Consider the following 23222-nt stretch of genomic DNA (forward strand, 5'->3'; position numbering starts at 1 on the left):
AGCGATTATGGCCAGCTACGATTATGACCTCTTCGTCATCGGCGCGGGATCGGGCGGGGTACGCGCATCGCGGGTTTCTGCCGCGCATGGCGCGAAGGTCGCCATCGCCGAGGAGTTCCGCGTGGGCGGCACATGCGTGATCCGCGGCTGCGTGCCGAAGAAGCTCCTCGTCTATGGCGCCCATTTCGCCGAAGACTTGCAGGACGCCCGCCGCTTTGGCTGGGACGTGCCCGACTGCCGGTTCGATTGGTCGACACTGCGCGACAATGTGCTGGCTGAGGTCGACCGGCTCAATAGCCTTTACGAGAATACGCTCAACAATAATGCCGTGGAGATCATTCGGGAGCGGGCGACGATTGCCGGCCCGCACGAGGTAAAGCTGGCATCGGGCCGCACCGTCACGGCTGGCAAGATCCTGATTGCGACGGGCGCCTGGCCGACCGTGCCTGATTGCCTGGGCGCCGAACTCGGCATCACCTCCAACGAGGTGTTTCATCTGGAGAGCCTGCCCAAGCGGATCGTGATCGCCGGGGCCGGCTATATCGCCAACGAATTTGCCGGGATCTTTCACCAGTTCGGCAGCCACGTGACGCTGATCAACCGATCCGACAAGATATTGCGCGGCTATGATGAACAGATCCGCGATCGCCTGCTTCAGATATCGATGACCAAGGGCATCGAGTTCCGCTTCAACGCCGCGTTCGAGAAAGTGGAGAAGGCAGCCGACGGTTCGCTGCTCATCCACGTTTCCAATGGCGATCCCATCCCGGCGGATGTTCTGCTCTACGCCATCGGGCGGACGCCGCATACGGTGGGGCTTGGGCTGGAGACTGCCGGCGTCGAACTGGGCGAACGTGGTGCCGTAAAGGTGGACGCGGACGGCCGTTCATCCTGCGACAGCATTTTCGCGGTGGGCGACGTTACCGATCGCGTGCAACTGACACCGGTCGCCATTCGCGAAGGTCAGGCGTTCGCCGATACGCAGTTCGGCAACAAGCCCGGCCGGGTCGATTATGGCTGCATTCCTTCGGCCGTATTCAGCCATCCGCCGCTCGCGGGGGTCGGCCTGACGGAATCGCAGGCGCGCGACAAATTCGGCAATGTGAAGATCTACACGTCGGATTTCCGGCCGATGAAGAATGTGCTCGCCAACCGCAATGAACGCGCCTTGTACAAGATGGTGGTGCATCCCGAGAACGATAAGGTTCTAGGGCTGCACATGATCGGGCCGGATGCGCCGGAAATCCTGCAAGCCGCCGCGATCGCGGTGAAGGCGGGGCTCACCAAGCAGGCGTTCGACGACACCGTGGCCCTTCATCCATCCATGTCCGAAGAATTGGTGCTGATGAAATAGCGCCGTGCACCATTCGCCGTTACGCGGAATGATTGCGCCCGAAGTCGTATCGCTTGGTGGCGCGCATTCCGTTACGGGTTCCGGTAAGGCATAAACCGGAAAAATGGGTCGGGTGAGCGATGGCGGTGCAGGCAGAAGGCGAAATCTGGGCGGTCGTGCCGGTGAAACGGCTCGATCAGGCAAAGAGCCGTCTCGATCCCGTGCTAGGCGACGAAAGGGCGGGCTTTGCCTTCGCCATGGCGCGTCAGGTTGTGGAGGCATTGGCCGCTAGCGGTCGCTTCGCCGGCGTGCTCGTCGTCACCACGGACGCCGCTGTTGCCGATATGGCGCGAAACCTGGGCGCGATTGTCGAGGATGGCGGCGATGACGGCCTGAATGCCGCCATGGCGGCGGGCATCGCCGCTGCCCGCCTGCGCGGCGCGGCGCATGTGGCATTGGTTCCGGGTGATCTGGCGCTGCTCGACACCGCAGCCATAGGCCGGGTGCTGGATGCCTATCGCGGGGTGGCGCCGCTCATCACTCCCTGTTCGCGCGGCGATGGCACGAACATGATCGTCATGCCGATGAAAGCGGCGCTCAAGCCCGCCTTCGGATCCGGCAGCTTTGCCGCGCACCGCCTCCAGGCCGGTGAGGCGGACATTCGCGTGGATGCCGCCATCGGCCTCGATATCGACATGCCGATCGACTTCGCAATCGCCGCTGGCCAGACGGCTGAAATGAGCAAGCCGCTGGCTGATATGTTCGCTGCGCATGAGGCCGCCGCTTTGCTGGCGATCGACCCGGCTGAGTTGCAGGCAAGCGCCGCCGCACTGCGCGATCAGGGGCATGGCGATATCGTCACCTATTCGCCCAAGGTGTTCCTGCCACTGACGATGCTGTGCCGCGACGTGTGCCATTATTGCGCCTTCGCCAAGACGCCCCGGAAGCTGAAAAGCCCCTACATGTCGGTCGACGAAGTGGTCGCGATCGCCGAGCAGGGCGCCGCCATGGGATGCCGCGAAGCGCTGTTCACCTTGGGTGAGAAACCCGAATTGCGCTACACCGCCGCGCGTGAGTGGCTGGACGCCAATGGTTTTGCCAGCACGCTCGACTATGTGGCGCATGTCGCCAAGGCAGTGCGCGACCGGACGGGCCTGCTGCCCCACATCAACGCCGGCTGCATGGATGAGACCGAACTGGCCGCGCTGCGCCCCGTTTCGGCATCCATGGGCCTGATGCTCGAGACGATCGCGGATCGCTTGAGTGAACCCGGCGGCCCGCATCACGGATCGCCCGACAAGGTGCCCGCCGTTCGGCTCGCCGCGATCGAGGCCGCCGGGCGCCAGGCCGTTCCCTTCACCTCGGGCATCCTGATCGGCATTGGCGAAACGCGTGCAGAACGGATCGAGGCGATCGCCGCACTGCGCGACCTGCATCGGAAACACGGGCACCTTCAGGAAATCATCATCCAGAATTTCCTGCCGAAGCCGGGCACCAAGATGGCCGACGCACCGGCTGCCGATGCCGATGAACTGCTCTGGACGATTGCTGTCGCACGGCTGATGTTCGGGCCGGACATGAGCATTCAGGCGCCCCCCAATCTGGCACCTACCGAATTGCCGAAGCTGATCACCGCAGGCATCAATGATTGGGGCGGAGTGTCTCCGCTGACACCCGATCATGTGAATCCCGAAGCGCCGTGGCCGGAGATCGACCGGTTGCGGACGGCGACTGCGGCAGCCGGAAAGGTACTTGCCGAGCGTTTGACCATCTATCCGGCTTATGCCCGCAACCCCGAACGCTGGCTCGATCCCGCCATGCGGCCGCGCGCGCTCGAGCATAGCGACGGCAGCGGGCGCGGCCGCGAAAGCGGCTGGCGGGCAGGGCGCTCGGCTGAAATGGCACCGATAGCGCGCGGCGGCGGCCGCGGCGGACGCACGGCCGCTCTGGTCGATGCCGCGCTCAACGGGCAGGCAGGTGATTTCGCGATTAGCGATATCGCCGCGCTTTTTGACGCGCGCGGCACCGATTACCATCTTGTCTGCGAAGCCGCGGACGAAATGCGTGCGCGAACGGTTGGGGATGTCGCGACATATGTCGTCAACCGCAATATCAATTACACCAACATCTGCGGTTATCGCTGCAATTTCTGCGCCTTTTCCAAGGGTAATCGTAAAGCGGCGGGCAATGAGGCTGCCTATCTTCTCGACATTGCAGAGATCTCCGCGCGCGTGGCGGAAGCGCGCGATCGGGGAGGAACCGAGGTTTGCCTGCAAGGCGGAATCCACCCGAGCTTCACGGGCGAAACCTATCTAAATATTGTGAAAGCGGTGAAGGCTGTTGATCCAGCCATGCACGTCCATGCCTTCTCGCCGCTGGAAATCAGCCATGGTGCCGCGACGCTGAACATGGCGCTGCCCGATTATCTGGCGCTCTTGAGGGATGCCGGACTGGGCAGCTTGCCCGGTACAGCCGCGGAAATCCTGCACGACCCGGTTCGCCAGATCCTGTGCCCGGACAAGATCGACACCGGCCAGTGGCTGGAGGTGATCGAGACGGCGCACCAGCAGGGCATTCGGACGACAGCGACGATCATGTTCGGCCATGTCGACGATTATTGCGATTGGGCGATCCACCTGGCCGCGCTGCGCGACCTCCAGAAGCGCACTGGCGGGTTTACGGAGTTCGTGCCGCTGGCTTTCGTTGCGCATGAGGCGCCGATCTATCGTCGCGGCGGTGCGCGCCCGGGGCCGACGCCGCGCGAAGCGGTGCTGATGCATGCGGTGTCCCGCCTCGTGCTCGGCTTCGACAATATCCAGGCATCCTGGGTGAAGATGGGCCGTGAAGGCATGCGCGCGGCATTGAAGGCGGGCGCAAATGATCTCGGCGGCACGCTGATGAACGAGAGCATTACGCGGGCTGCGGGCGCCACGCACGGGCAGGAAATGACGGCAACGGACATGCGGTCTTTGGCAGCGGGCCTGGGCCGCACGCCGGTGCGCCGGACAACGCTTTACGGCGTGGCGGATGTGCAAGGGGAGTGCGTCGCCGCGGAGTGATGCGCATCGCTTCGGCGTTCAGGCCCCGCTTGGCCGCGTCCAGATCCACGTGCCCGTGCAAAGCGCGACGGTGGCCGGCAGGAGCGACCATGGCCACGTAAGGGTGAGCAGCCCCACGACGGCGCTCGCCAGGAGCATCGTTACGGCGAGCCGTTTGGCGCGGAGACTGATCGCTCCGCGCTCGCGCCATGCCCGGATGTGGACACCGAAGCGCGGATGGTTCAGCAGCCGCGCCTCCCACGCCGGATTGCTCCGGCCGAAGCAGAATGCGGCGAGGATATAGAACGGCACTGTCGGGAGGAGCGGAAGAAAGATGCCGATCGTGCCAGTCGCAAGGGCCGCGGCTCCGGCCACCAGATAGAGCTTGCGACGTACCACGGAGCATCCTTGCTGTTCAGGAACGGCCTAGCATGGCTCCAATGCGGCTGGCCAGCAAGGCGCCGCCGAATGGCTTGGTAATCAAGGCCGTCCCCTCATCGAGCGCGCTTTCCGGCCGGGCGGCGGCGTCGGCATAGCCGGTGATGAACAATATCGGGAGGTCAGGCCGCATCGCGCGGGCGGCCTCTGCGAGGTCCCATCCACTCATTTCGGGCAGACCGACATCGGTGATCAGCAAGTCGATACTTTGATTGGAGCGCAGGATGGACAAGCCCGGCCCTGCGTCACCTACCGCGATGGGAGCGTATCCCAGTTCGTCGAGAAGCTCGACGATCAGCGCCCGCACCACGGGCTCGTCTTCGATAACAAGAATGCTTTCACCAGAACCATTTATGAAGCTATCTTCATTTGCGATCGAATGTGCAGCGTCACTGGTGAGATCGCGTGGCAGGAACAGGCTGACCGTCGTGCCATGCCCAGGCATGCTTTCGATCACGACCTTTCCGCCGGACTGTTCGGCAAAGCCATAGATCATCGACAGGCCAAGGCCGGTGCCGTGGCCGACCGCCTTTGTGGTGAAGAACGGCTCGAATGCGCGCGCCAGCGTCTCGGCGGACATGCCAATCCCGGTGTCGGCCACCGATATCGCGACATAGTCGCCGGGCGGCATATCCGCTGGGAGGGGCGAGCGGCCGTCGATACCCGGCGCATTGGCGGTAACGATCGTCAACGTGCCGCCATGCGGCATAGCGTCGCGGCTATTGATCGAAAGATTGAGCAGCGCGCTTTCAAGCTGGTTGGGATCGCAACGGGTTCGCCAGAGCTTGTCATCCAGCTTGCACCGCAGGCGGATCCTTTCGCCCAATGTGCGGCCCAGCAAGTCCTGCATGGAGCCCACCAGTTGATTGACGTCGGTTGCGCGTGCGTCGAGCGGTGTACGCCGGGCAAAGGCCAGCAGCCGATTGGTGAGCCCCGTCGCCCGATCGGCGGACTCTGCTGCGCCCTTCAGGAAGCGATCGACATCCTGCAGCCGGCCTTCCGACAAGCGGCGGCGCACAATTTCCAGTGATCCGGTAATACCTTGAAGCAAATTATTGAAATCATGCGCAATGCCGCCGGTCAACTGGCCCACAACCTCCATTTTCTGGGATTGATGGAGCGCGGCTTCGGCATCCGCCAGCGCGCGCATCGCTTCGCGCTCAGCGGTGACGTCTCGGGCGACGGCATAGATCAACCCGCCAGTGGAGACCGTGGTCCATGATAATATGTGATAGGTGCCATCGCGCGCGGCGATGCGATTTTCGAACCGGTTGCTACCCTCGCCACGGCCTATCCGCAGCAATTCTTCCAGCGTCGCGTCGCGGTCGTCGGGGTGGACGAGTTCGGTCGGTGATCGGTCGACCAGATCGGCCTCCTGCCAACCCAGCGTATGGGTCCAGGCAGGGTTGACCGAAAGCCAGCGCCCACGATCGTCTGCAACAAGAAGCAGGTCGCGGGAGACGTTCCATATCCGATCGCGTTCCGCGGTGCGTGCGGCCACATTTCGTTCGAGCGTGGAGTTGCGCTCGATCAGTTCGTCGGTATCGCGCTTCTGATCATGGATATCGGTGTTGGTGCCGATCCAGCGGACCACGCGTCCTTTTTCGTCGCGGGTGGGGAGGGCGCGGGCTAGATGCCAGCGATAATTGCCCCCCGCGCTCCTGAGCCGATAGGCGTGCTCGAAGACATTCTGGTCGGCGAGCGCCGTGCTCCACGCCGCGAGCACTGCATCGGCATCCTCGGGATGGACGAAGGGCGCCCATTCGCCGTTGAGCTCGACGCCCGATGGCGTGCCGACGAAATCGTAGATGCGCGAGTTGAACCAGCTGAAATTGCCTTCGACGTCGGCGATCCAGACATGGTGGGGCACCGCTTCCGCAAGGGTGCGGAACTCTTCTTCGCTAGCGCGCAGCGCGGCTTCGGCCACCTTGCGGTCGGTGCGATCCAGTGCATAGCACATCGTTCCCGCGACTGCGCCATCGGCCATGATCGGCGCATAATAGAGGTCGAACCAGCGCTGTTCGGAACGGCCGCCGATCTGAAGCGTCAACTGCTTGTCGCGCGCCGAGATGGAATCACCCGCATTGAGCTGGCCGAATATTTGGGCATTCCAGCCATCCCATAGCTCCGGCCAGACATGGCGCACGGTATCGCCGATTGCCGCAGGATGGCGATCGCCCACGATAGCCGCGAACGCATGGTTGTAGATCAGGCGATGATCCGCGCCCCACGCGATGGCCATGGCGAGTGGGGATGCCAACACCAGATCGACGAGCGAACGCAATTCAACAGGCCAATCATCGGCGGCACCGAGCGGCGTGCCCGCCCAATCATGCGTGCGGATCAACCGAGCGGTCTCGGTTTCCGCAGAACGTTCGCTATGCGGCACGCTCACGCCACCCACATGGGCCCCTTTCGGCAAATAGCCACACACCCCCACGATGCATCATCAGAATACAATGTTGGCCATATGCCAAGCAATCAGATTGAACCCTGAGGCGGGATGATTATGTCACTGACACGAAATTAACGAAGGAAGGTGATCCATGGCCGAGGAAGTCGCGACGCTGGCGGGCGGATGCTTCTGGTGTGTCGAGGCTGTGTTTGACGACGTGCAGGGTGTTTCAGCCGTGGAGAGCGGCTACATTGGGGGCGATGTCGTCGATCCGACCTACAAGCAGGTTTGTGGCGGCGATACCGGACATGCCGAAGCCGTACGGATCCATTTCGATCCGGCCGTCATCGCCTATGCCGATCTGCTGGACATATTTTTCCACATTCACGATCCGACCCAGTTGAACCGCCAAGGGAACGATATCGGGCCGCAATATCGATCGGCGATCTTCCCGCACTCGCCCGAGCAGGAGAAGGAAGCTCGCGCGGCGATCGCGCGCGCACAGCCGGATCATGCGAACCCGATCGTAACCACGATTGAGCCGATCGCGCACTGGTACGTCGCCGAGGATTATCATCAGGAATATTTTGAGCGCGAGGGATCGGCCAACCCCTATTGCATGGCGGTGGTGGCCCCCAAGCTGCAGAAATTCCGCAAGAGTTACGCAGCGCGATTGAAGCGCCAGGGTAGCTGATATTCGCCCTTCGTCAGCGCGGCGCGGCCGCGCGGCGAAGGCGATCATTGATGGCGATGCCGAGACCGTGTTCGGGAATAGGGGCCACGGAAATCTTCTTGCGGCCAGAGGCGTCGGCCTTGTGCAATGCGGCAAACAACCGCGCCGCCGCCTCCACAAGATCGCCGGAGGCGGAAAGCGTCTCGTCGCCCTGAACCGGGCCAAATCCGATCAGCCACTCGTCCGCTCGCGCTTCCGTGGCATTGAGGCGCAGGGGGTGCGATGGCGCATAGTGGCTAGCAAGCTGGCCAGGCGCTTCGATTGCATCGCTTTGAGCACCGGTGACGGCCAGCCCGGTGGCGGCCGAAAGCTCGTCGCCGGTGATGGGGCCGGGCCGAAGCAGCCGAATATGGTCATCCTCGATCGCGACGATGGTGGATTCGATGCCGCGAGCAGTCGGCCCTGCATCCACGACCAACGGGATGCGGCCACCCAGCGATGCAATGACGTGCTCTGCGGTCGTCGGACTGATCGCACCGCTCGCATTGGCCGACGGCGCCGCGAGCGGGCGACCGGCCACGCTCAGCAGCGCACGCATGGCCGGGTGGGCCGGAACCCTGATGGCAACGGTGGGCAAACCTGCCGTAACAAGCGATGCGACGGGCGAATTTGCCGCCAACGGCAACACCATCGTCAACGGCCCCGGCCAGAAGGCTGCCGCCAGCTTCTGCGCAACCGGAGGGAATTCGGCGATCACCTTTGCGGTCTCGATATCCGGGACGTGGACGATCAATGGATTGAAGCTGGGGCGACCCTTGGCCGCATAGATCCGCGCGACCGCCGAATCCGACGTTGCGTCGCCCGCCAGGCCATAGACGGTTTCCGTCGCGATCGCGACCGGATGTCCATCCCGAATCAGGTCGGCGGCACGGCCAATCGCCGCCTCGCCGTAAGGGCAGGATTCGGTGTCGATCGGTGGATTTTGCACGGTCACGATGCGGCGCTATAGCCGCAGGCGAAAACACACAAGCCATGTCAGCAGGCGAGAGAGCGATGACCTACACCCCCGTCGTCAACGAGCAGCGTTTCCTGATGCGGCATATCGTCCGTATCGACGAACTGGCGGCGCATGACAGTTTTGCCGCCGCTAGCCCGGACGTGGTCGATGCCATCCTTGAAGGGGCAGGGGCCTTTGCCGCCGGCGAGTTCGCGCCGCTCAACCGGATCGGCGATACCGTGGGTGCGAAATGGACGGCGGATGGCGTGCGCATGCCCGAAGGCTTCCATGCGGCCTATCAGGCATATGTCGACGGGGGCTGGGGCTCGCTGGCCGCCGCGCCCGAACATGGCGGGCAGGGGCTTCCCTTCGCCCTGGCCACGGCGGTGCTGGAAGATCTCGGCACAGCCAATATGGGCTTTTCGCTGATCATGATGCTGACGCCCGGTGCGGTCGAAGCGTTGACGACGCATGGTTCCGAAGATCAGCAGGCGACTTGGCTGCCCAAGCTCGTCACGGGGGAATGGAACGGCACCATGAACCTCACCGAGCCGCAGGCGGGTTCCGATGTGGGCGCATTGCGGACGACCGCCACGCCCGCCGGTGACGGCAGCTGGCGGATCAAGGGAACCAAGATATTCATCACGTTCGGCGACCATGATCTGACCGACAACATCGTCCACCTCGTCCTCGCGCGAACGCCAGACGCGCCGGCAGGAACGCGCGGCATATCATTGTTTTTGGTTCCAAAAATCCGCCTTGATGGCGCCCAGAACGATGTTCGCTGCGTGTCGATCGAGCACAAGATGGGCATCCACGCATCGCCGACATGCGCCCTTTCCTATGGCGACAATGATGATTGCCATGGCTGGCTGATCGGGCCGGAAAATGCGGGCATGCGCGCGATGTTCACGATGATGAACAATGCGCGCCTGAACGTGGGGCTTCAGGGCGTTTCCGTCGCCGAACGGGCCACGCAACAGGCCGTCGCTTATGCTCGTGAACGCGTGCAATCGGCGCGGGCAGGGGCACCGACACGCGATCCGGTGGCGATCATCGAGCATCCCGATGTCCGCCGGATGCTTTTGCGGATGAAGGCGCTGACGATGGGCGCGCGCGCGCTGATTTATTATGCCGCCGGTCAGGCCGACCGCGCGCATCTGGGTGACGAGGCCGCCCAGGCACGCCTCGATCTTGTTACGCCCTTGGCCAAGGCCTATGGCACGGACGTGGGCGTGGAAGTGGCCAGCCTTGGCGTGCAGGTCCACGGCGGCATGGGCTTCATCGAGGAAACGGGCGCGGCACAGCATTATCGCGACGCCCGGATCGCCCCGATCTACGAAGGCACCAACGGCATTCAGGCCGCCGATCTGGTGGGACGAAAGCTGGAACTGGCGGGCGGAGAGGCGCTGGCGGCACTGCTTCGCGATATTCGTGGCGAAGCAGGCGACGAGACCCAGCTGATGGCGCTGGCGGACGCTGTGGAACTCGTCACTGCCAGATTGGGCGCAGCTTCCGTCGATGATCGACTTTCGGGCAGCTATCCGTTGCTGACCATGCTCTCGGTTCTGGTTTGCGGCTGGCTATTGGCGCGGCAAGCGCGTGCGGCGGCAGGCGAGGCCGACATGGATGTCGATTTCCTCGCGATCAAGCACGCTGCGGCACGCTTCTACCTCGATCGCATCGTGCCCGAAGCGATCGGCCTTGCCGATGGCGCGACGGCGGGCGCCGAAGGACTTTATGCCATCGACGCGGGGGCGTTCGCGGCCTGAGCCGCAAGCGCCCCCGGTATTTTCACGCCGCGCCGAAGACGCGATCGAAAATCGTGTCGACATGCTTGAGGTGGTAATCGAGGTCGAACTTCTCCTCGAGTTCCTCCTTGGTCAGCTTGGCAGACACTTCCGCGTCGGCCTTCAGCAGTTCGAGCAGCGAAAGCTCGCCGTCGGACTCCCACACCTTCATCGCGTTCTTCTGAACCAGCCGATAGGCATCCTCGCGGCTGATCCCCGCCTGGGTCAGCGCGAGAAGCACGCGCTGGGAGTGAACGAGCCCACCCATCTTGTTGAGATTCTTGTCCATCCGCTCCGGATAAACCAGCAGCTTGTCGATCACGCCGGTCAGGCGGGCGAGGGCGAAGTCGAGCGTGATGGTGGCATCTGGGCCGATGTAACGCTCGACGGACGAATGGCTGATGTCCCGTTCGTGCCACAGCGCGACATTCTCAAGCGCCGGCGTCACATAGCCACGTACCATCCGCGCCAGACCGGTCAGGTTCTCGGTCAGCACCGGGTTGCGCTTGTGCGGCATTGCCGACGAACCCTTCTGGCCCGGCGAGAAATATTCTTCCGCTTCCAGAACTTCGGTGCGCTGTAGATGGCGGATTTCCGTCGCAAGGCGCTCGATCGACGATGCGATCACGCCCAGCGTGGCGAAATACATGGCATGGCGATCGCGCGGGATGACTTGCGTCGACGTCGGCTCGACCGAAAGTCCCAGCTTTTCCGCCACATGGGTTTCGACCTTGGGATCAATATTGGCAAAGGTGCCAACCGCGCCGGAAATGGCGCAAGTCGCGATATCCGCGCGGGCAGCCAGCAGGCGCGTGCGATTGCGGTCGAATTCCGCATAGGCCTGGGCCAGCTTGAGGCCGAACGTCACCGGTTCGGCGTGAATGCCGTGGCTGCGGCCAATGGTCGCGGTCAGCTTATGCTCATAAGCGCGGCGCTTGAGCACCTCGAGCAGCTTGTCCATATCCGCGAGCAGAATATCGGTGGCCTGGGCCAACTGCACGGCAAGGCAGGTGTCGAGCACGTCGGATGACGTCATGCCCTGGTGCATGAAGCGCGCTTCATCGCCGACATTTTCCGCAACCCAGGTCAGGAAGGCGATCACATCATGCTTGGTCACGGCCTCGATCGCATCGATCGCCACCACGTCGATCGTCGGATTGGTCTTCCACCAGTCCCACAAAGCCTTGGCGGCGCTCTTGGGAACGACGCCGAGCTCAGCAAGCGCTTCGGTGGCGTGCGCCTCGATCTCGAACCAGATGCGGAACTTGGATTCGGGGGTCCAGATGGCGACCATTTCGGGCCGCGAATAGCGGGGGATCATGCCGGCAGTCCTGCGTTGGGGATTTTCGATCGCGCGGTTAGCAGAGGCTGCCCATCGCAGCAAATCCACCCGCGTCGAGAAGTATATATTTTACATAATGTATATTATCAGATATTCCTGTTGTAAGCCACGACGACGGACGGATTGCCTAGCGCAAGAGCAAATCAGTCGGCCGTGTCGCTATCGCGTTTCCACGACAGTGACCATCGCCGCTACCTTGGAAGCAAGCTACGGCTAACGCCGCGCTGTTGACGCAGCCAGATGAGATCCACCGGCACCGCCGGAAACAGCTTTGCCGACAGGCGAAAAGATCGGCAAAAGGAGGCGTGACCACGGATAATCTTCAGATCGCCCGCCCGGAACGGCGCCCCTCCCCCGGACGCCAGGCCTATCTGCGTCAGCGGCGGGAAGCGACGCGGGCGGCGATCCTGCAGGCGGCGCGCGGCGTGTTTGCCCAGTGCAACTATATCGACGCCAAGATTGAGGATATCATCCGCGCGGCAGGCGTGAGCCGGGCGACCTTTTACGCCCATTTCGAATCCAAGCTCGAACTCGCTTACGCGATCTATGACGAGATCGTGCCCCAGACGACCGCGCTGTTCGATGCCCTGCCCGAAGCCGGCGATGCCGGGATCGATGCGATCAAGGCGTGGCTGCGCGCCTTTGCCGACATCCATGTTGAACATCGCTATGTGACGCCGCTGATCGCGCAGTTGCAATTGTTCGAAAGCGGCTTCCGTCAGCGCGTGCTGAACGACAGCGAGGGCTTTATCGACCGATTGGCGCGAAGCGGCGTGCGCGGCTTTGCCGAAACGGCCGGCACCGGCCCGGAAGCCCGGCGTCAGCGCGTCCATGCCCGGCTGGTAACGAACCGCGCGGCGGCGGTGTGCGCCGAGATCGCACGCGGCGAAACCAGCCCCGCCGATACCGAAATCGTGCTGGATCTTGTGGGCCGGGAATTGCTGGAGTTCATGGCCGGCACGCGCTGATCGCTGCGCCGAAGGTGATGCTGGACTACAAACTAGACTCGGAGTATGGTTTGAAAAAACCAAAGCTCGGAGAGGAGTTTCATGTCGTCTCAACCGCCGTTGCGCGTGGGCATTGTGGGCGCGAATCCCGATTATGGATGGGGATCGGGCGTGCATTGCCGCGTACTCCAGCGCCTGCCGGGCTTCGCCTTGCAGGCGGTGTGCACCACCAGGGAGGACAGTGCCCGTGCGGCGGCCGAACGCTTCGGCGCAGCGCTGCACTTCACCGATGCGCTGGACCTTGCCCGCCATCCGGAGATCGACCTTGTTTCGATCTGCGTGAAGGCCCCCTTCCACCACGATATTGCCGAGGCAGCGTTGCGCGCGGGCAAGCATGTCTATTGCGAATGGCCATTGGCGCTGACCGCCCCGCAGGCGCGCGACCTGGCCGCGCTGTCGGCCACCGCCGGTACCAAGGCGATGATCGGGCTGCACCTGCGCGGTACGCCGGCGATGCGCGCGGCCGCCCGGCTGATTGCCGAAGGCTATGTAGGGACGGTGTTCAGCGTCACGCTGACCGCCCGGCTGTTCGGCCCGATGATGCGGGCGATGGCGATGCGGGCCGGCGGCACGACGCTGCTTTCAATCTATGGTGGGCACCTGATCGACGCGCTGGACCATTATTTCGGCGGGATCGCCACAATGGCTTGCCGCAGCGCGATCCACCTGCCCCCGGTGGACGAGACCGGCAGCCCGATCGACCGCGACGCGGCCGACCATCTGCAATTCCACGGCAGCCTGCAAAATGGTGCGATGTTCAACGTCGATCTGGCGGGCGTGTCGATGACGGGCATGGGCTGTGAATGGCGGGTCGACGGCCATGAAGGCACGCTGATCCTTTCGACCCGCGATGCATCCCTGCCCGCGATCGAGGCGCTGGCACTTTCCGGCGGGCGCCACGGCGCGCCGATCACCCCGATCGCGATTACGCCGGAACTGGAATGCGCCGTCATTCCCGCCACGCCCGATCGCTACCCCGCCTATCCCGGTTCGAGCGCATCGCGCGAGGCGCTGAGCGCGATCGGCAATCTTTACACCGAGCTGCGCGAGGCGATCCGCCAGGATGGGCCGGTATCGCCCGACTTTGCCCGCGCGGCCGAAATTCAGAACCTGCTGGCGCGGATGGAGGACATGCCACCCACGCCGGCGCAACATGCTGCAGGAGTTGCGATATGAACAGCGAACCAGCCGCGGACGCCTTTGCCGCCTCGGACAGCGGACAGGACGTGACTTCGGGCAACCCGGTCTTCTACCTTAACGGGCGCCGCAACATCACGACGCCGAGCAGCGTGCCGATCAGTTCGTCTGGATGGCTGAACGACATGCGCGTGCGCGAGTGGATTTCCACCGAAAGCCTGCGCCGCAACGGCCATGATTACCCGCTGCTGTTCGGACTGCCGACGCTGATGCAGGCGGTCGACGATATTTCCGACGTGGCAGCGGCCGAGCGCCTCGTCGCGGACGAACGCGCGCGCAACCCCGCCTTCGACCGCTGGATGGAAGAAGGTTTCGTATCGACCTTCACTAAGGAGGATCTACGCAGCTACCCGGAAGGATCGGTCGGCCGCCAGCTGTTCGACTATATGGACGAGCATGATCTTTCGCCCGAGCTGAATTCGCGCGTGCTCGCCAATCCCGACTGGAAGCCCGCCAACAGCCTCGATTTCTGGAACCTGCGCATGGGCCAGACCCATGATTTCTACCATATCCTGGGCGAAATCGGGTTCGGGTCGGTCGCCGAATATTTCATCACGGGTGTGGTGACGGGCAATTGCTTTCGCCATCTCGGCCCGGAACTGGCCGGCACGTTCATGACCACGAACACGCTGATCATGTTCCCGTGGATGACGCGGACGATGCTGCATTACCCGGGCGCCTGGTCCACTCTGTGGCGAAACCTGACCTATGGTTACGAGATCGGCCAGCAATCCGATATGCTGTTCACCGCGCGGTTCGAGACGGTGCTGGCCATGACCCCGGCCGAAGCGCGCGAGGCGCTGGGTTGGCGCGGATTCCACGGACCGACCGACAGCCGCGAAGCATCGCTCGTGTTCGGCGAGGGACGCGAAATCATCCCCTGAACTGGGTGCGGCAGTAAAAATAGGCCGGGCCGCCTCGCTGGCGACCCGGCCTTTCTTTTGGGCAATGTGCCGCGATCAGAAATCGAGACGGAGATCGATGCCGTAGGTGCGCGGTTCGGCATAAACGATGCCTGCGAAACCGAGCGATCCGAAGTCGATGCCCGAATAGAGATAATCCTCGTTCGTGATGTTCTTGCCCCACAGCGCCACCGTAGCGCGCGAGCCGCCGAGTTCGAGTTCCGACACCGCCAGCCGCGCATCGAAGCGGCCGACCGAACCGTCCGAAATCTGCTCGTTGAACGGGTTCAGGCGATCGAGCGGATGGAAGTAGATGCGGCTGCGATAGGTCCAATCCAGCCGTGCGAGGATCTTGCCGAACGACAGCGCGCCATATTCATACTGGATACCGGCATTGGCCGTGGTGCTGGGCGAATAGTGGAAGCGCGCCTCATCGGCCACGTCCTCAAGCTGGTTGGTGCCCGCGTTGCGGATGACGAAGCTCTTGAACTTGCGATCCACATAGCCGCCGGTGGCGTTGAGCGTGAGGCCATCGACCGGTTCCGCCGTGGCTTCCACCTCGACGCCGGTATAGGTGGCCTTGCCGGCATTGACCGTGATGCTGGAAGCACCGCCGCTGCCTGCGAGGAACTGGCTGACCTGGAGATCCTTGTAGCGGGAGTGGAAGCCGGTGAGGTTGAAGCGCAGCCGGCGATCGAACAATTCGGTCTTGAGGCCGGCTTCGTAGGACAGGATATCCTCGGGATCGAAGCTGCCGCCCACCGAGCGCGGGTTGAAACCGCCCGCCTTGTAGCCCGTCGCGACGCGGGCATAGAAGAGCACGTCGTCGGTGATCTTGTAGTCGGCGCTGGCCGCCCAGTTGAAGCGATTATATTTGGAGCGCAGATCGCGGACGATCGCCGCGCTCTGATCGAGATGCTTCTGGTCCTCGGTATAGCGGATGCCGCCGGTGACGTTGAAGCGGTCGGTGACATGGAAGGTCGCCTGCGCGAACCCCGCGATCGATTCCGAGCTGTGGCGATAGGCAAGTTGCGGCGCGAGTGGCACGCCGAAATAATCGGTGCTGACGCCGTTGCCGAGCGGGATGGACGCGGGCGAGCGCAGCACCAACGTCAGTTCCTGCGGATTATTTTCGCGCGCTTTTTCACGGAAGTAGAAGCCACCGACGACATATTCGACCGTATCGCCGAAATTGCCGAGCAGGTTTATCTCCTGCGACACCTGTTCCTGCCGGCGGTTGTTGCGCGCAGCGAACAGATCCACCTCCCGCACGCCGGTCGGAATGAAGCGGTTGGGCGGAACGAGGATGGCAGGGCTGACGGTGAAGCCCGCGAGGCCGTCATTACCGTCGAGATCGGTGCGCGCGACGCTGTTCACCCACTGGCGATAGCCGGTGATCGACCGCAACGTCAGATCGCTCGCCAGATCATATTCGACGGTGAGGTTGTGGCCCATCACCTCATCACGCAGCTGGCCCTGCTGGAGCCGCAGCTTGTTCAGCCGATCACGCGAGTAAACAAGCGGGTTGCCGCCCAACGCTTCGGAATTGGAGAGGTAGGCCGCGATGTCGGCACGCACCGCCGCGAGCTGGAACGGCACCGAATAGCTTTTGCTGTCATTATAATCGAACGCATAGTCGATGCGGAGCGGGCCACCCCGATCGAGCCGCGCGGCGATGCGGAAGGCATCGACATTATAGGCGCCGGGATCATTGGCATCGGGCTGGTTGAGATCGTCGGCATAACCGTCGCGCTGCTTGTGCGCGTAGGACAGCTTGAAACGCAGCCCGCTGTCGCCCAGTTCGCCGGTATCGACGCTGGCGCGCGTCTGGATATCGTTGAAGCGGCCATAGGTGGCGCCGAACGAGGCCTTGAACGCATCCGCCGGCTTGGCGGTGATGAAGTTGACCGCGCCGCCGGTGGTGTTGCGGCCATAGAGCGTACCCTGCGGCCCGCGCAGCACCTCCACCCGTTCCAGATCGACGAGATCGAAGATCGCGCCGGCCGATCGGCCGATGACCACGCCGTCGAGATAGACGCTGACCGGCGAATCCACCGTCAGCACGGGATCGGATTCACCGATGCCGCGAATATGGACGGCGATGTTGGCGGTGGATGATGGCGTGATCGTGGTGGTGAGGTTGGGCGCCGCGGCGGTGATGCCGCTGATATCCGAAATGCGCCGCGCTTCCAGCGTCTGCGAGGTCAGCGCGCTGACCGCCAGCGGCGTATCCTGCAGGTTTTCGGCCCTCTTTTGCGCGGTGACGACGATTTCCTCGAGCCCCCCGGCGCTCGTTTCCGCCGCCGCGACGCTGCCGTCCTGCGCCAGCGCCGTCCCGCACCAGAGACTGAGCGCCGTCGATGCGAGCAACCAAGCACCACCCTTTACAACAACCGTCATTTTCACTCCCCACATTATGATTTGATAAGTTTCTGATGGTTCAGCGCGGCGTGACTTCGATCCGTGCGATCGTGCCGCTGAAATCCGATCCGCCCGGCAGGTCGACCACCTGCGCCCCGGTATCGCGCCCGATATCGAAAGTTTCGCCGAGCCCGGCGGCAACATAGGCCGTGCGCCCGATGCGGCCGCGTGCGACTTCACTGCCGTCGATGCTGATCGCCAGCGTACCGCCCTGCCCCGGCCGACCATCCAGCCGATAATCATAGACGAGCTTGTGCTTGCCCGGTGCGATCGCCGCCGACGCGGCAATTTCGAACCGATCTTCCGGCTTTTGCGAAGCGGCATGGACGGCAAAGGGCCGCCCGTCGCGGAAGCCGAAGCTCCACCCGCCGAAATGGCTGCCGCTGGCGACCAGAACGCCACGCGCGCCTTGCGCCGGCACGTCGATATCGGCGGTCATCGCGAAGGAGGTGAAGTTGAGCGGTGGCGCCTTGACCTGCGCAAGGCTGATCCCCGCGCCCCAATAGACATAATTGGCCGCCGGCCGCATCCGCGCCGCCGACGCGCGCATCGTGCCCTGCCGATCGTCGAGCGGATAGACATTGTTGGCGCGGGCTTCCTGATCCCACAGCGCCTTCAGCGCGGCCAGCCGTTCGGGATAACGGGCGGCCAGATCGTGCGCCTGGCTGTAATCGCTGCGCAGATCGTAAAGCTCCCACTTATAATCGGTGGGCAGTCCGGCCGATCCGCCCGACTTCCACGGCAGGCGCCCCGGCGTGGTGCTGGCCATCCAGCCCTGATCGTAGATGCCGCGCGTGCCGATCATCTCGAAATATTGGCGGACATGGCGTTCGGGCGCTGCCGGCGCATCGAAGCTGTAGACGAGGCTGGTGCCGTCAACCCGCTGCTGCGGCACGCCATCGACGATATCGGGCGCCGGAACGCCGACCGCTTCAAGGACGGTGGGCATGATATCGTTCACATGGGCGAACTGGGTGCGGATGCCGCCCTTGTCCGCGATCTTCGCCGGCCATGAAACGACCATGCCGTTGCGCATCCCGCCAAGATGCGAGGCGACCTGCTTGGTCCACTGGAAGGGCGCGTTGGTGGCCCAGGACCAGCCGACCGGAAACACCTGATAGCTGTTCGGCCCACCCATTTCGGGCATCTGATCGAGCAGCCAGGCGGTATCTTCGCGCATGCCGTTGGCGAGCGTGCCGAGTTCGTTCATCGACCCCGTGACATCGCCCTCGGGGCTGCCGCCATTGTCACCCTCGATGAAGATGACCAGCGTATTATCCAACTCGCCCATGCGCTGAAGTTCATCGAGCACGGTGCCGATCTGGTTGTCCTGATAAGCGAGCATGCCGGCGAACACTTCCATCATCCGCGCATAAGCGCGGCGCTGATCGTCCGAGAGGCTGGCCCAGGCGGGGATCGTATCCGGCCGCGGGGTGAGCACCGTATTCTTCGGCACGATCCCGGCCGCCTTCTGGCGCTTTAGGGTCTCTTCGCGCAGCCGATCCCATCCCTGATCGAACTTGCCCTTGAAGCGCGCGATCCAGTCCGCCGGCGCCTGATGCGGGGCATGCGCGGTGCCCGGCGCGAGATACGCCAGGAACGGTTTGCCCGGCGCCGCCGCCTTCTGCCCGTGCACCCATCGGATCAGATCCTGCGCCAGATAATGATCGAGCGTCGTCGCCATGTCCGGCGCGGCCACGCGGTTGGTGCCGCGATAGAGCGTCGGCTGCCACTGGTTGGTATCGCCGCCAAGGAAGCCGTAGAAATATTCGAACCCCATGCCAGTGGGCCAGTGATCGAACGGGCCGCTGTTCGGATCCTCCTGCCCCTGCGGGATATTGTGATGCTTGCCGAAGAAGGCGGTGTTGTAGCCATTGTGACGCAGCACATCGGCCACGGTTGCGGCCGAACGCGGCATATTGCCGTCATAGCCCGGATAGCCGCTGGCGGTGTCGGTAACGATCCCTGTTCCCACGGCATGATGGTTGCGGCCGGTCAGCAGCGACGCGCGCGTCGGCGAACACATCGCCGTGGTATGGAAGCGCGTGTAGCGCAGGCCATTGGCGGCGAGCCGGTCGAGCGTCGGTGTCGGCACCGGACCACCGAAGGTGCTGGAGGCGGCGAAGCCGACATCGTCGGTCAGCACCAGCAGGATATTGGGCGCGTTGGCGGGCGCCTGTACCGGCTTGGGAAAGGCTTGGGTGGAATCCGCGAAGGTAGTGCCGATCTTGCCGGCGAAAGGCTCCGCCGGCCGGGGGAGCGCGACCTGATCATAAGCAAGGGCCTGCCCGATACCCGTCGACGCGAGCGCCAGCCCGAGGAGCAGGCGCAATCCTGCGGCGTTCCGCATCTCAACCTCCCTGATATCATGTTATTTTGATAGTACTGTACGGTATAGTTTGATCGGTTGCAACGCGACGCCTGCTGGGCCAGAAGAGGCGATGGCCCTTCCCATTCCCGCGTCCGGATTTGACGCCATCCCGACACGAGACCGGCTGCTGAAGGCTGCGCAGGAAGAGATTCTCGACGCAGGGTTCTTCGCCGCCAGCACCGATCGCATCGTCCAGCGTGCGGGGGCGAGCAAGCAGACGCTCTACAGCCACTTCCCGTCGAAGGAGCGGCTGTTCCAGGAGGTGCTGCTGCTGACCGTGGCGGAGGCGATCGGCCCGGCGCCGCCGGCGGTGGACATGCTGGGGCTGGAGGATGCGCTGCGCGTCCACGCGCGCTGGGCAGAGGCGGCATCGTCGCAGCCTGCCAACCTGGAACTCTATCGCGCCAATATCGCCGCCGCGACACGGTTCCCCGATCTTGCCGCCGAACTGCACCGATTGCGCAGCCAGCCGACATCATTGGTCGATCTGCTCGTGCGCGAACAGCGCGATGGCCGCCTGCCGTCGATCGCGCCGGAACGTCTGTTCAGTTGGTGCGGCCTGCTGGCGATCGGCGGGCCACGGCAGTTCCTTGGCCTCGATCCGACGCCCGCCGAGCATCAGGCGCGCCTGAACGGCCTGCTGCAGATGTTCCTCGGCGGCTGGCGCGAGCCGCTGCCCGAGGCCCCTGCCCTGTCGACCCCGCCACCGCAGGATGCGTGCCCGTCGCGGGCCGCCCCCCCGGCAGGAAAAGGCGGCCGGCTTTCACCCGATCGCTGGACGGATATGCTGCGCTGCGCCGCCCGGCGCTTTTGCGAGGCCGGGTTCCGACAGACGAGCGTCGAGGAGATTGCCGGACTTTCCGGCATATCCAAGATGACGATCTACAAGCATTGCGGGAACAAGCAGGGGTTGTTCGCCGCCGCGCTCGACAGGGCGGTCGACGATCTGCTCGACCAGCGCGCGCCCTTGCCCGACGCGCCCGATATCGGCGCGGCGCTGGTGGAGATCGCGCTCGAACAGGACCGGCTGGCGCAAAGCGAAGCACATGTGCAGTTGATGCGCCTGCTCGTCACCGAGGCGCCGACGCAGGCGGCGATCGTCCAGCGGGCATGGCTGCGCCTGATCGCGCCGCCGCGTGAGGCGCTGGCCGTGCGGCTCGACCAGTGGCGCGCGCAGGGTGCGATTGCGGTGCCCGACTGCATGGTCGCGGCAGAGCAATTCCTGCTGCTGGCCGGACGCGGCAACCGCCGTCTGACCGACCGGATCGTCTGGGACGAAGCGGAAGCGGCGCAGCATGCTCGCGAAGTCGCCGCGATCGCCTATCGCTGACGCGTCGGATGGCGCGGCTTGGCCGGTAGATGACGACATCCTGACCGTCGACCACGCGCTTTCGGGATCGACCGCGCGGACCTCCGCTGTGACATCATCGGCCAGCCGAGCCTCAGCTCGGCCGGTGCGGACAGATCCCTAAAGCGATACAGCCGGTCGCTCAGCCTTCGACGGCAGGATAATCGGTATAGCCCTCGGCCCCCGGCGTGTAGAGCGTCGCAGGGTTGAATGCCGCCAGCGGAGCGTCGGCCCTGAACCGGTGGACGAGATCGGGGTTGGCGATGAACGGACGACCGAAAGAAAAGGCGTTCGCCGTGCCGGCTTCCAGCAATTGCGTGGCGCTGTCGCGGGTAAGGCTTTCGTTCAGGATGAGATTGCCCTGCCATACGGATTTCGCGAGCGCGAGGCTGTCGACCTGACGGTTCTTGACGTCGATGAGATGGAGATAAGCCAGGCCCAGCGGCGACGCGGCGGCCAGCAGTTCGCCAAAGGTCTCCGCCGGATTGTCATCGTGCAGGTCGTTGAAGGGATTGCCCGGACAGATGCGAAATCCGACGCGACCAGCGCCTACCGCGGCCGCCATCGCCTCCAGCGTCTCGATCACGAAGCGGATGCGGCCGTGCGCGTCGCCGCCATAGCCGTCGGTGCGGTGATTGGTGCCCGTCGACAGGAACTGGGCGGGCAGATAGCCGCTCGTGCAGTGCAGTTCGACACCGTCGAAGCCGGCCGCGATCGCATTGCGTGAAGCGGTCGCGAACTCCGCGATCAAGCCAGGAATCTCGTCCGTCCGCAACGCGCGGGGTTCGTCGAAATCGGCCATGCCGCTGTTGGTGAAGATCTGCCCGCGCGCGCGGATCGCCGATGGCGCGACGGTTTCGGCATCGGCGGCCTTGTTCAGATGGCTGGCGATCCGGCCGACATGCATGATCTGCAGCACGATCCGCCCGCCTTCGGCATGCACCGCGTCCGTCACCGTCCGCCACGCGGCGATCTGCCGATCGCTGTGGATGCCGGGCGTCCGCAAATAGCCCTTGCCGGTCGGGCTCGGCTGGGCGCCTTCGGCGATGACCAGCCCGGCCGATGCGCGCTGGCGATAATATTCGACGGCGATTGCGGCCGGGGCATCATCCTCATCCGCGCGGCTGCGCGTCATCGGCGCCATGACGATACGGTTGCCAAGCGCGATTTCGCCAAGCTGGACGGCGTCGAACAGAGTCATCAAGTTTTTCCCGGTGGATATGTGGATGGGAACGTGCCGGCCTATTGCACGTCGAGCACGGCGCGCGCCGTCTTGCGCAGCACCGTTTTGAAGATCGCCACTTCCGTGGGGTCGTCCGGCCGATAAGGGCGTTCGCTGCCAAGCTGCTCCGGATTGCAGACATAATGGAGGATGCTGCCGCTGAGCAGATTGACGAGATACATGGAATTGACGTCGGCAAAGCGCCCCGCCGCCACCCCTTCGGCGATGATGGCGCGCAGCAACTGCAGGGCATCCGACGAATAGGCTTCGGGCCGATCGTCGCCGGCCACCGGCGTCGCGCAGTTGCGCAGAATGATCCGTGCTGCCGTGGGCCGCGCCACCATGAAATCCAGCCAGGCTTCGGCCAGCAGCATCAGCTTTTCCCACGGGTCGTCCACGCCATCGAGACGCATCTGGGTCAGGCTCACAAGGCTCTGGTGAATTTCCTGGCCGAGCTCATCGAACAGCCGGCGCTTGCTGGGGAAATAATAGAAGATCGCGGCCTGTTTGATGCCAACCTCGTCGGCAATCGCTTCCAGGCGCGCGGCGTCATAGCCCTGATCCGCGAAGCTCGCCTCGGCCGCCTTCAGGATGTTGCGGCGCGTGATTTCGCCCTTGGAAAGCTTGCGCGGCGACGATTCGCCACGGCTGGACCCGGTGGAATGCATGCCGGGCACCATGGCAAGCCCGGAAGCGGGGGTCAAATTAATTTGTTAGTCAGTTAATGAGCGCGCGAAATTCGCCGGTG

General features: G+C 63.9%; 16 protein-coding genes. 8 read left to right on the top strand and 8 right to left on the bottom strand.

The genetic code is table 11. The features are described from left to right. The first annotated feature begins 7 nt into the window (after positions 1-7). Together gor and cofH are read left to right on the top strand one after the other, a co-directional pair. Complete coding sequence (gor, locus tag CHB74_RS00445) at positions 8-1354, top strand: glutathione-disulfide reductase (RefSeq protein WP_089217635.1); 1347 nt, start codon at positions 8-10, stop codon at positions 1352-1354. A 119-nt stretch (positions 1355-1473) separates the two neighbouring features. Further along, positions 1474-4392 carry a 5-amino-6-(D-ribitylamino)uracil--L-tyrosine 4-hydroxyphenyl transferase CofH gene (gene cofH / locus CHB74_RS00450; RefSeq protein WP_089217636.1) on the top strand — a complete coding sequence of 973 codons (2919 nt, stop codon included), beginning with the start codon at positions 1474-1476 and terminating at the stop codon, positions 4390-4392. Between the two features lie 18 nt (positions 4393-4410). On the opposite strand, the gene CHB74_RS00455 is transcribed toward cofH, so the two are convergent. Both CHB74_RS00455 and CHB74_RS00460 read right to left on the bottom strand, forming a co-directional pair. Next, a complete protein-coding gene (locus CHB74_RS00455) occupies positions 4411-4770 on the bottom strand; it encodes a YbaN family protein (protein ID WP_089217637.1) in 360 nt (119 codons plus the stop codon). Between the two features lie 16 nt (positions 4771-4786). After that, positions 4787-7204, bottom strand: coding sequence for a PAS domain-containing hybrid sensor histidine kinase/response regulator (locus CHB74_RS00460; RefSeq protein ID WP_245842518.1), 2418 nt, complete (start codon positions 7202-7204; stop codon positions 4787-4789). A 151-nt stretch (positions 7205-7355) separates the two neighbouring features. Here CHB74_RS00460 and msrA point away from each other — a divergent pair, with 151 nt between their 5' ends. After that, complete coding sequence (gene msrA / locus CHB74_RS00465) at positions 7356-7898, top strand: peptide-methionine (S)-S-oxide reductase MsrA (protein WP_089217638.1); 543 nt, start codon at positions 7356-7358, stop codon at positions 7896-7898. Positions 7899-7911: 13 nt separating this feature from the next. On the opposite strand, the gene CHB74_RS00470 is transcribed toward msrA, so the two are convergent. Beyond that, positions 7912-8871, bottom strand: coding sequence for an L-threonylcarbamoyladenylate synthase (locus tag CHB74_RS00470; RefSeq protein ID WP_089217639.1), 960 nt, complete (start codon positions 8869-8871; stop codon positions 7912-7914). 59 nt (positions 8872-8930) lie between these two features. On the opposite strand from CHB74_RS00470, the gene CHB74_RS00475 reads away from it, so the two are divergent. Next, the gene (locus CHB74_RS00475) at positions 8931-10646 is read left to right on the top strand and encodes an acyl-CoA dehydrogenase family protein (RefSeq protein WP_089217640.1); all 1716 of its coding nucleotides are present in this window, start codon (positions 8931-8933) and stop codon (positions 10644-10646) included. Positions 10647-10668: 22 nt separating this feature from the next. Here CHB74_RS00475 and purB read toward each other — a convergent pair whose 3' ends face one another. Next, positions 10669-11985, bottom strand: a complete 1317-nt coding sequence (purB, locus tag CHB74_RS00480) for an adenylosuccinate lyase (protein WP_089217641.1) — start codon at positions 11983-11985, stop codon at positions 10669-10671. 326 nt (positions 11986-12311) lie between these two features. Here purB and CHB74_RS00485 point away from each other — a divergent pair, with 326 nt between their 5' ends. From CHB74_RS00485 to CHB74_RS00495, 3 genes are all read left to right on the top strand, one after another. After that, positions 12312-12974 (top strand): TetR/AcrR family transcriptional regulator, encoded by a 663-nt coding sequence (locus CHB74_RS00485; protein WP_179220652.1) that lies wholly within the window; start codon positions 12312-12314, stop codon positions 12972-12974. Positions 12975-13055: 81 nt separating this feature from the next. Further along, positions 13056-14189, top strand: coding sequence for a Gfo/Idh/MocA family protein (locus CHB74_RS00490; protein WP_089217643.1), 1134 nt, complete (start codon positions 13056-13058; stop codon positions 14187-14189). Beyond that, positions 14186-15094 carry a Coq4 family protein gene (locus CHB74_RS00495; RefSeq protein ID WP_089217644.1) on the top strand — a complete coding sequence of 303 codons (909 nt, stop codon included), beginning with the start codon at positions 14186-14188 and terminating at the stop codon, positions 15092-15094. The genes CHB74_RS00490 and CHB74_RS00495 overlap by 4 nt, the downstream gene beginning before the upstream one ends. 75 nt (positions 15095-15169) lie before the next feature. Here the strand turns inward: CHB74_RS00495 and CHB74_RS00500 are convergent, their stop codons facing one another. Together CHB74_RS00500 and CHB74_RS00505 are read right to left on the bottom strand one after the other, a co-directional pair. After that, positions 15170-17512, bottom strand: coding sequence for a TonB-dependent receptor (locus CHB74_RS00500; RefSeq protein WP_179220653.1), 2343 nt, complete (start codon positions 17510-17512; stop codon positions 15170-15172). Between the two features lie 40 nt (positions 17513-17552). After that, the gene (locus tag CHB74_RS00505) at positions 17553-19883 is read right to left on the bottom strand and encodes an arylsulfatase (RefSeq protein ID WP_245842519.1); all 2331 of its coding nucleotides are present in this window, start codon (positions 19881-19883) and stop codon (positions 17553-17555) included. Positions 19884-19974: 91 nt separating this feature from the next. Between CHB74_RS00505 and CHB74_RS00510 the strand changes: the two genes are divergently transcribed. Then, positions 19975-21234: a TetR/AcrR family transcriptional regulator gene (locus tag CHB74_RS00510; protein ID WP_089217646.1), complete on the top strand. Its 1260-nt coding sequence runs from the start codon at positions 19975-19977 to the stop codon at positions 21232-21234. A 160-nt stretch (positions 21235-21394) separates the two neighbouring features. On the opposite strand, the gene CHB74_RS00515 is transcribed toward CHB74_RS00510, so the two are convergent. Together CHB74_RS00515 and CHB74_RS00520 are read right to left on the bottom strand one after the other, a co-directional pair. Then, positions 21395-22453, bottom strand: coding sequence for an alkene reductase (locus CHB74_RS00515; protein WP_245842520.1), 1059 nt, complete (start codon positions 22451-22453; stop codon positions 21395-21397). A gap of 41 nt (positions 22454-22494) precedes the next feature. Continuing rightward, positions 22495-23178 carry a TetR/AcrR family transcriptional regulator gene (locus CHB74_RS00520; RefSeq protein ID WP_144033674.1) on the bottom strand — a complete coding sequence of 228 codons (684 nt, stop codon included), beginning with the start codon at positions 23176-23178 and terminating at the stop codon, positions 22495-22497. Between the last annotated feature and the right edge of the window lie 44 nt (positions 23179-23222).

This window comes from Edaphosphingomonas laterariae (assembly GCF_900188165.1).
GTDB lineage: Bacteria > Pseudomonadota > Alphaproteobacteria > Sphingomonadales > Sphingomonadaceae > Sphingomonas_E > Sphingomonas_E laterariae.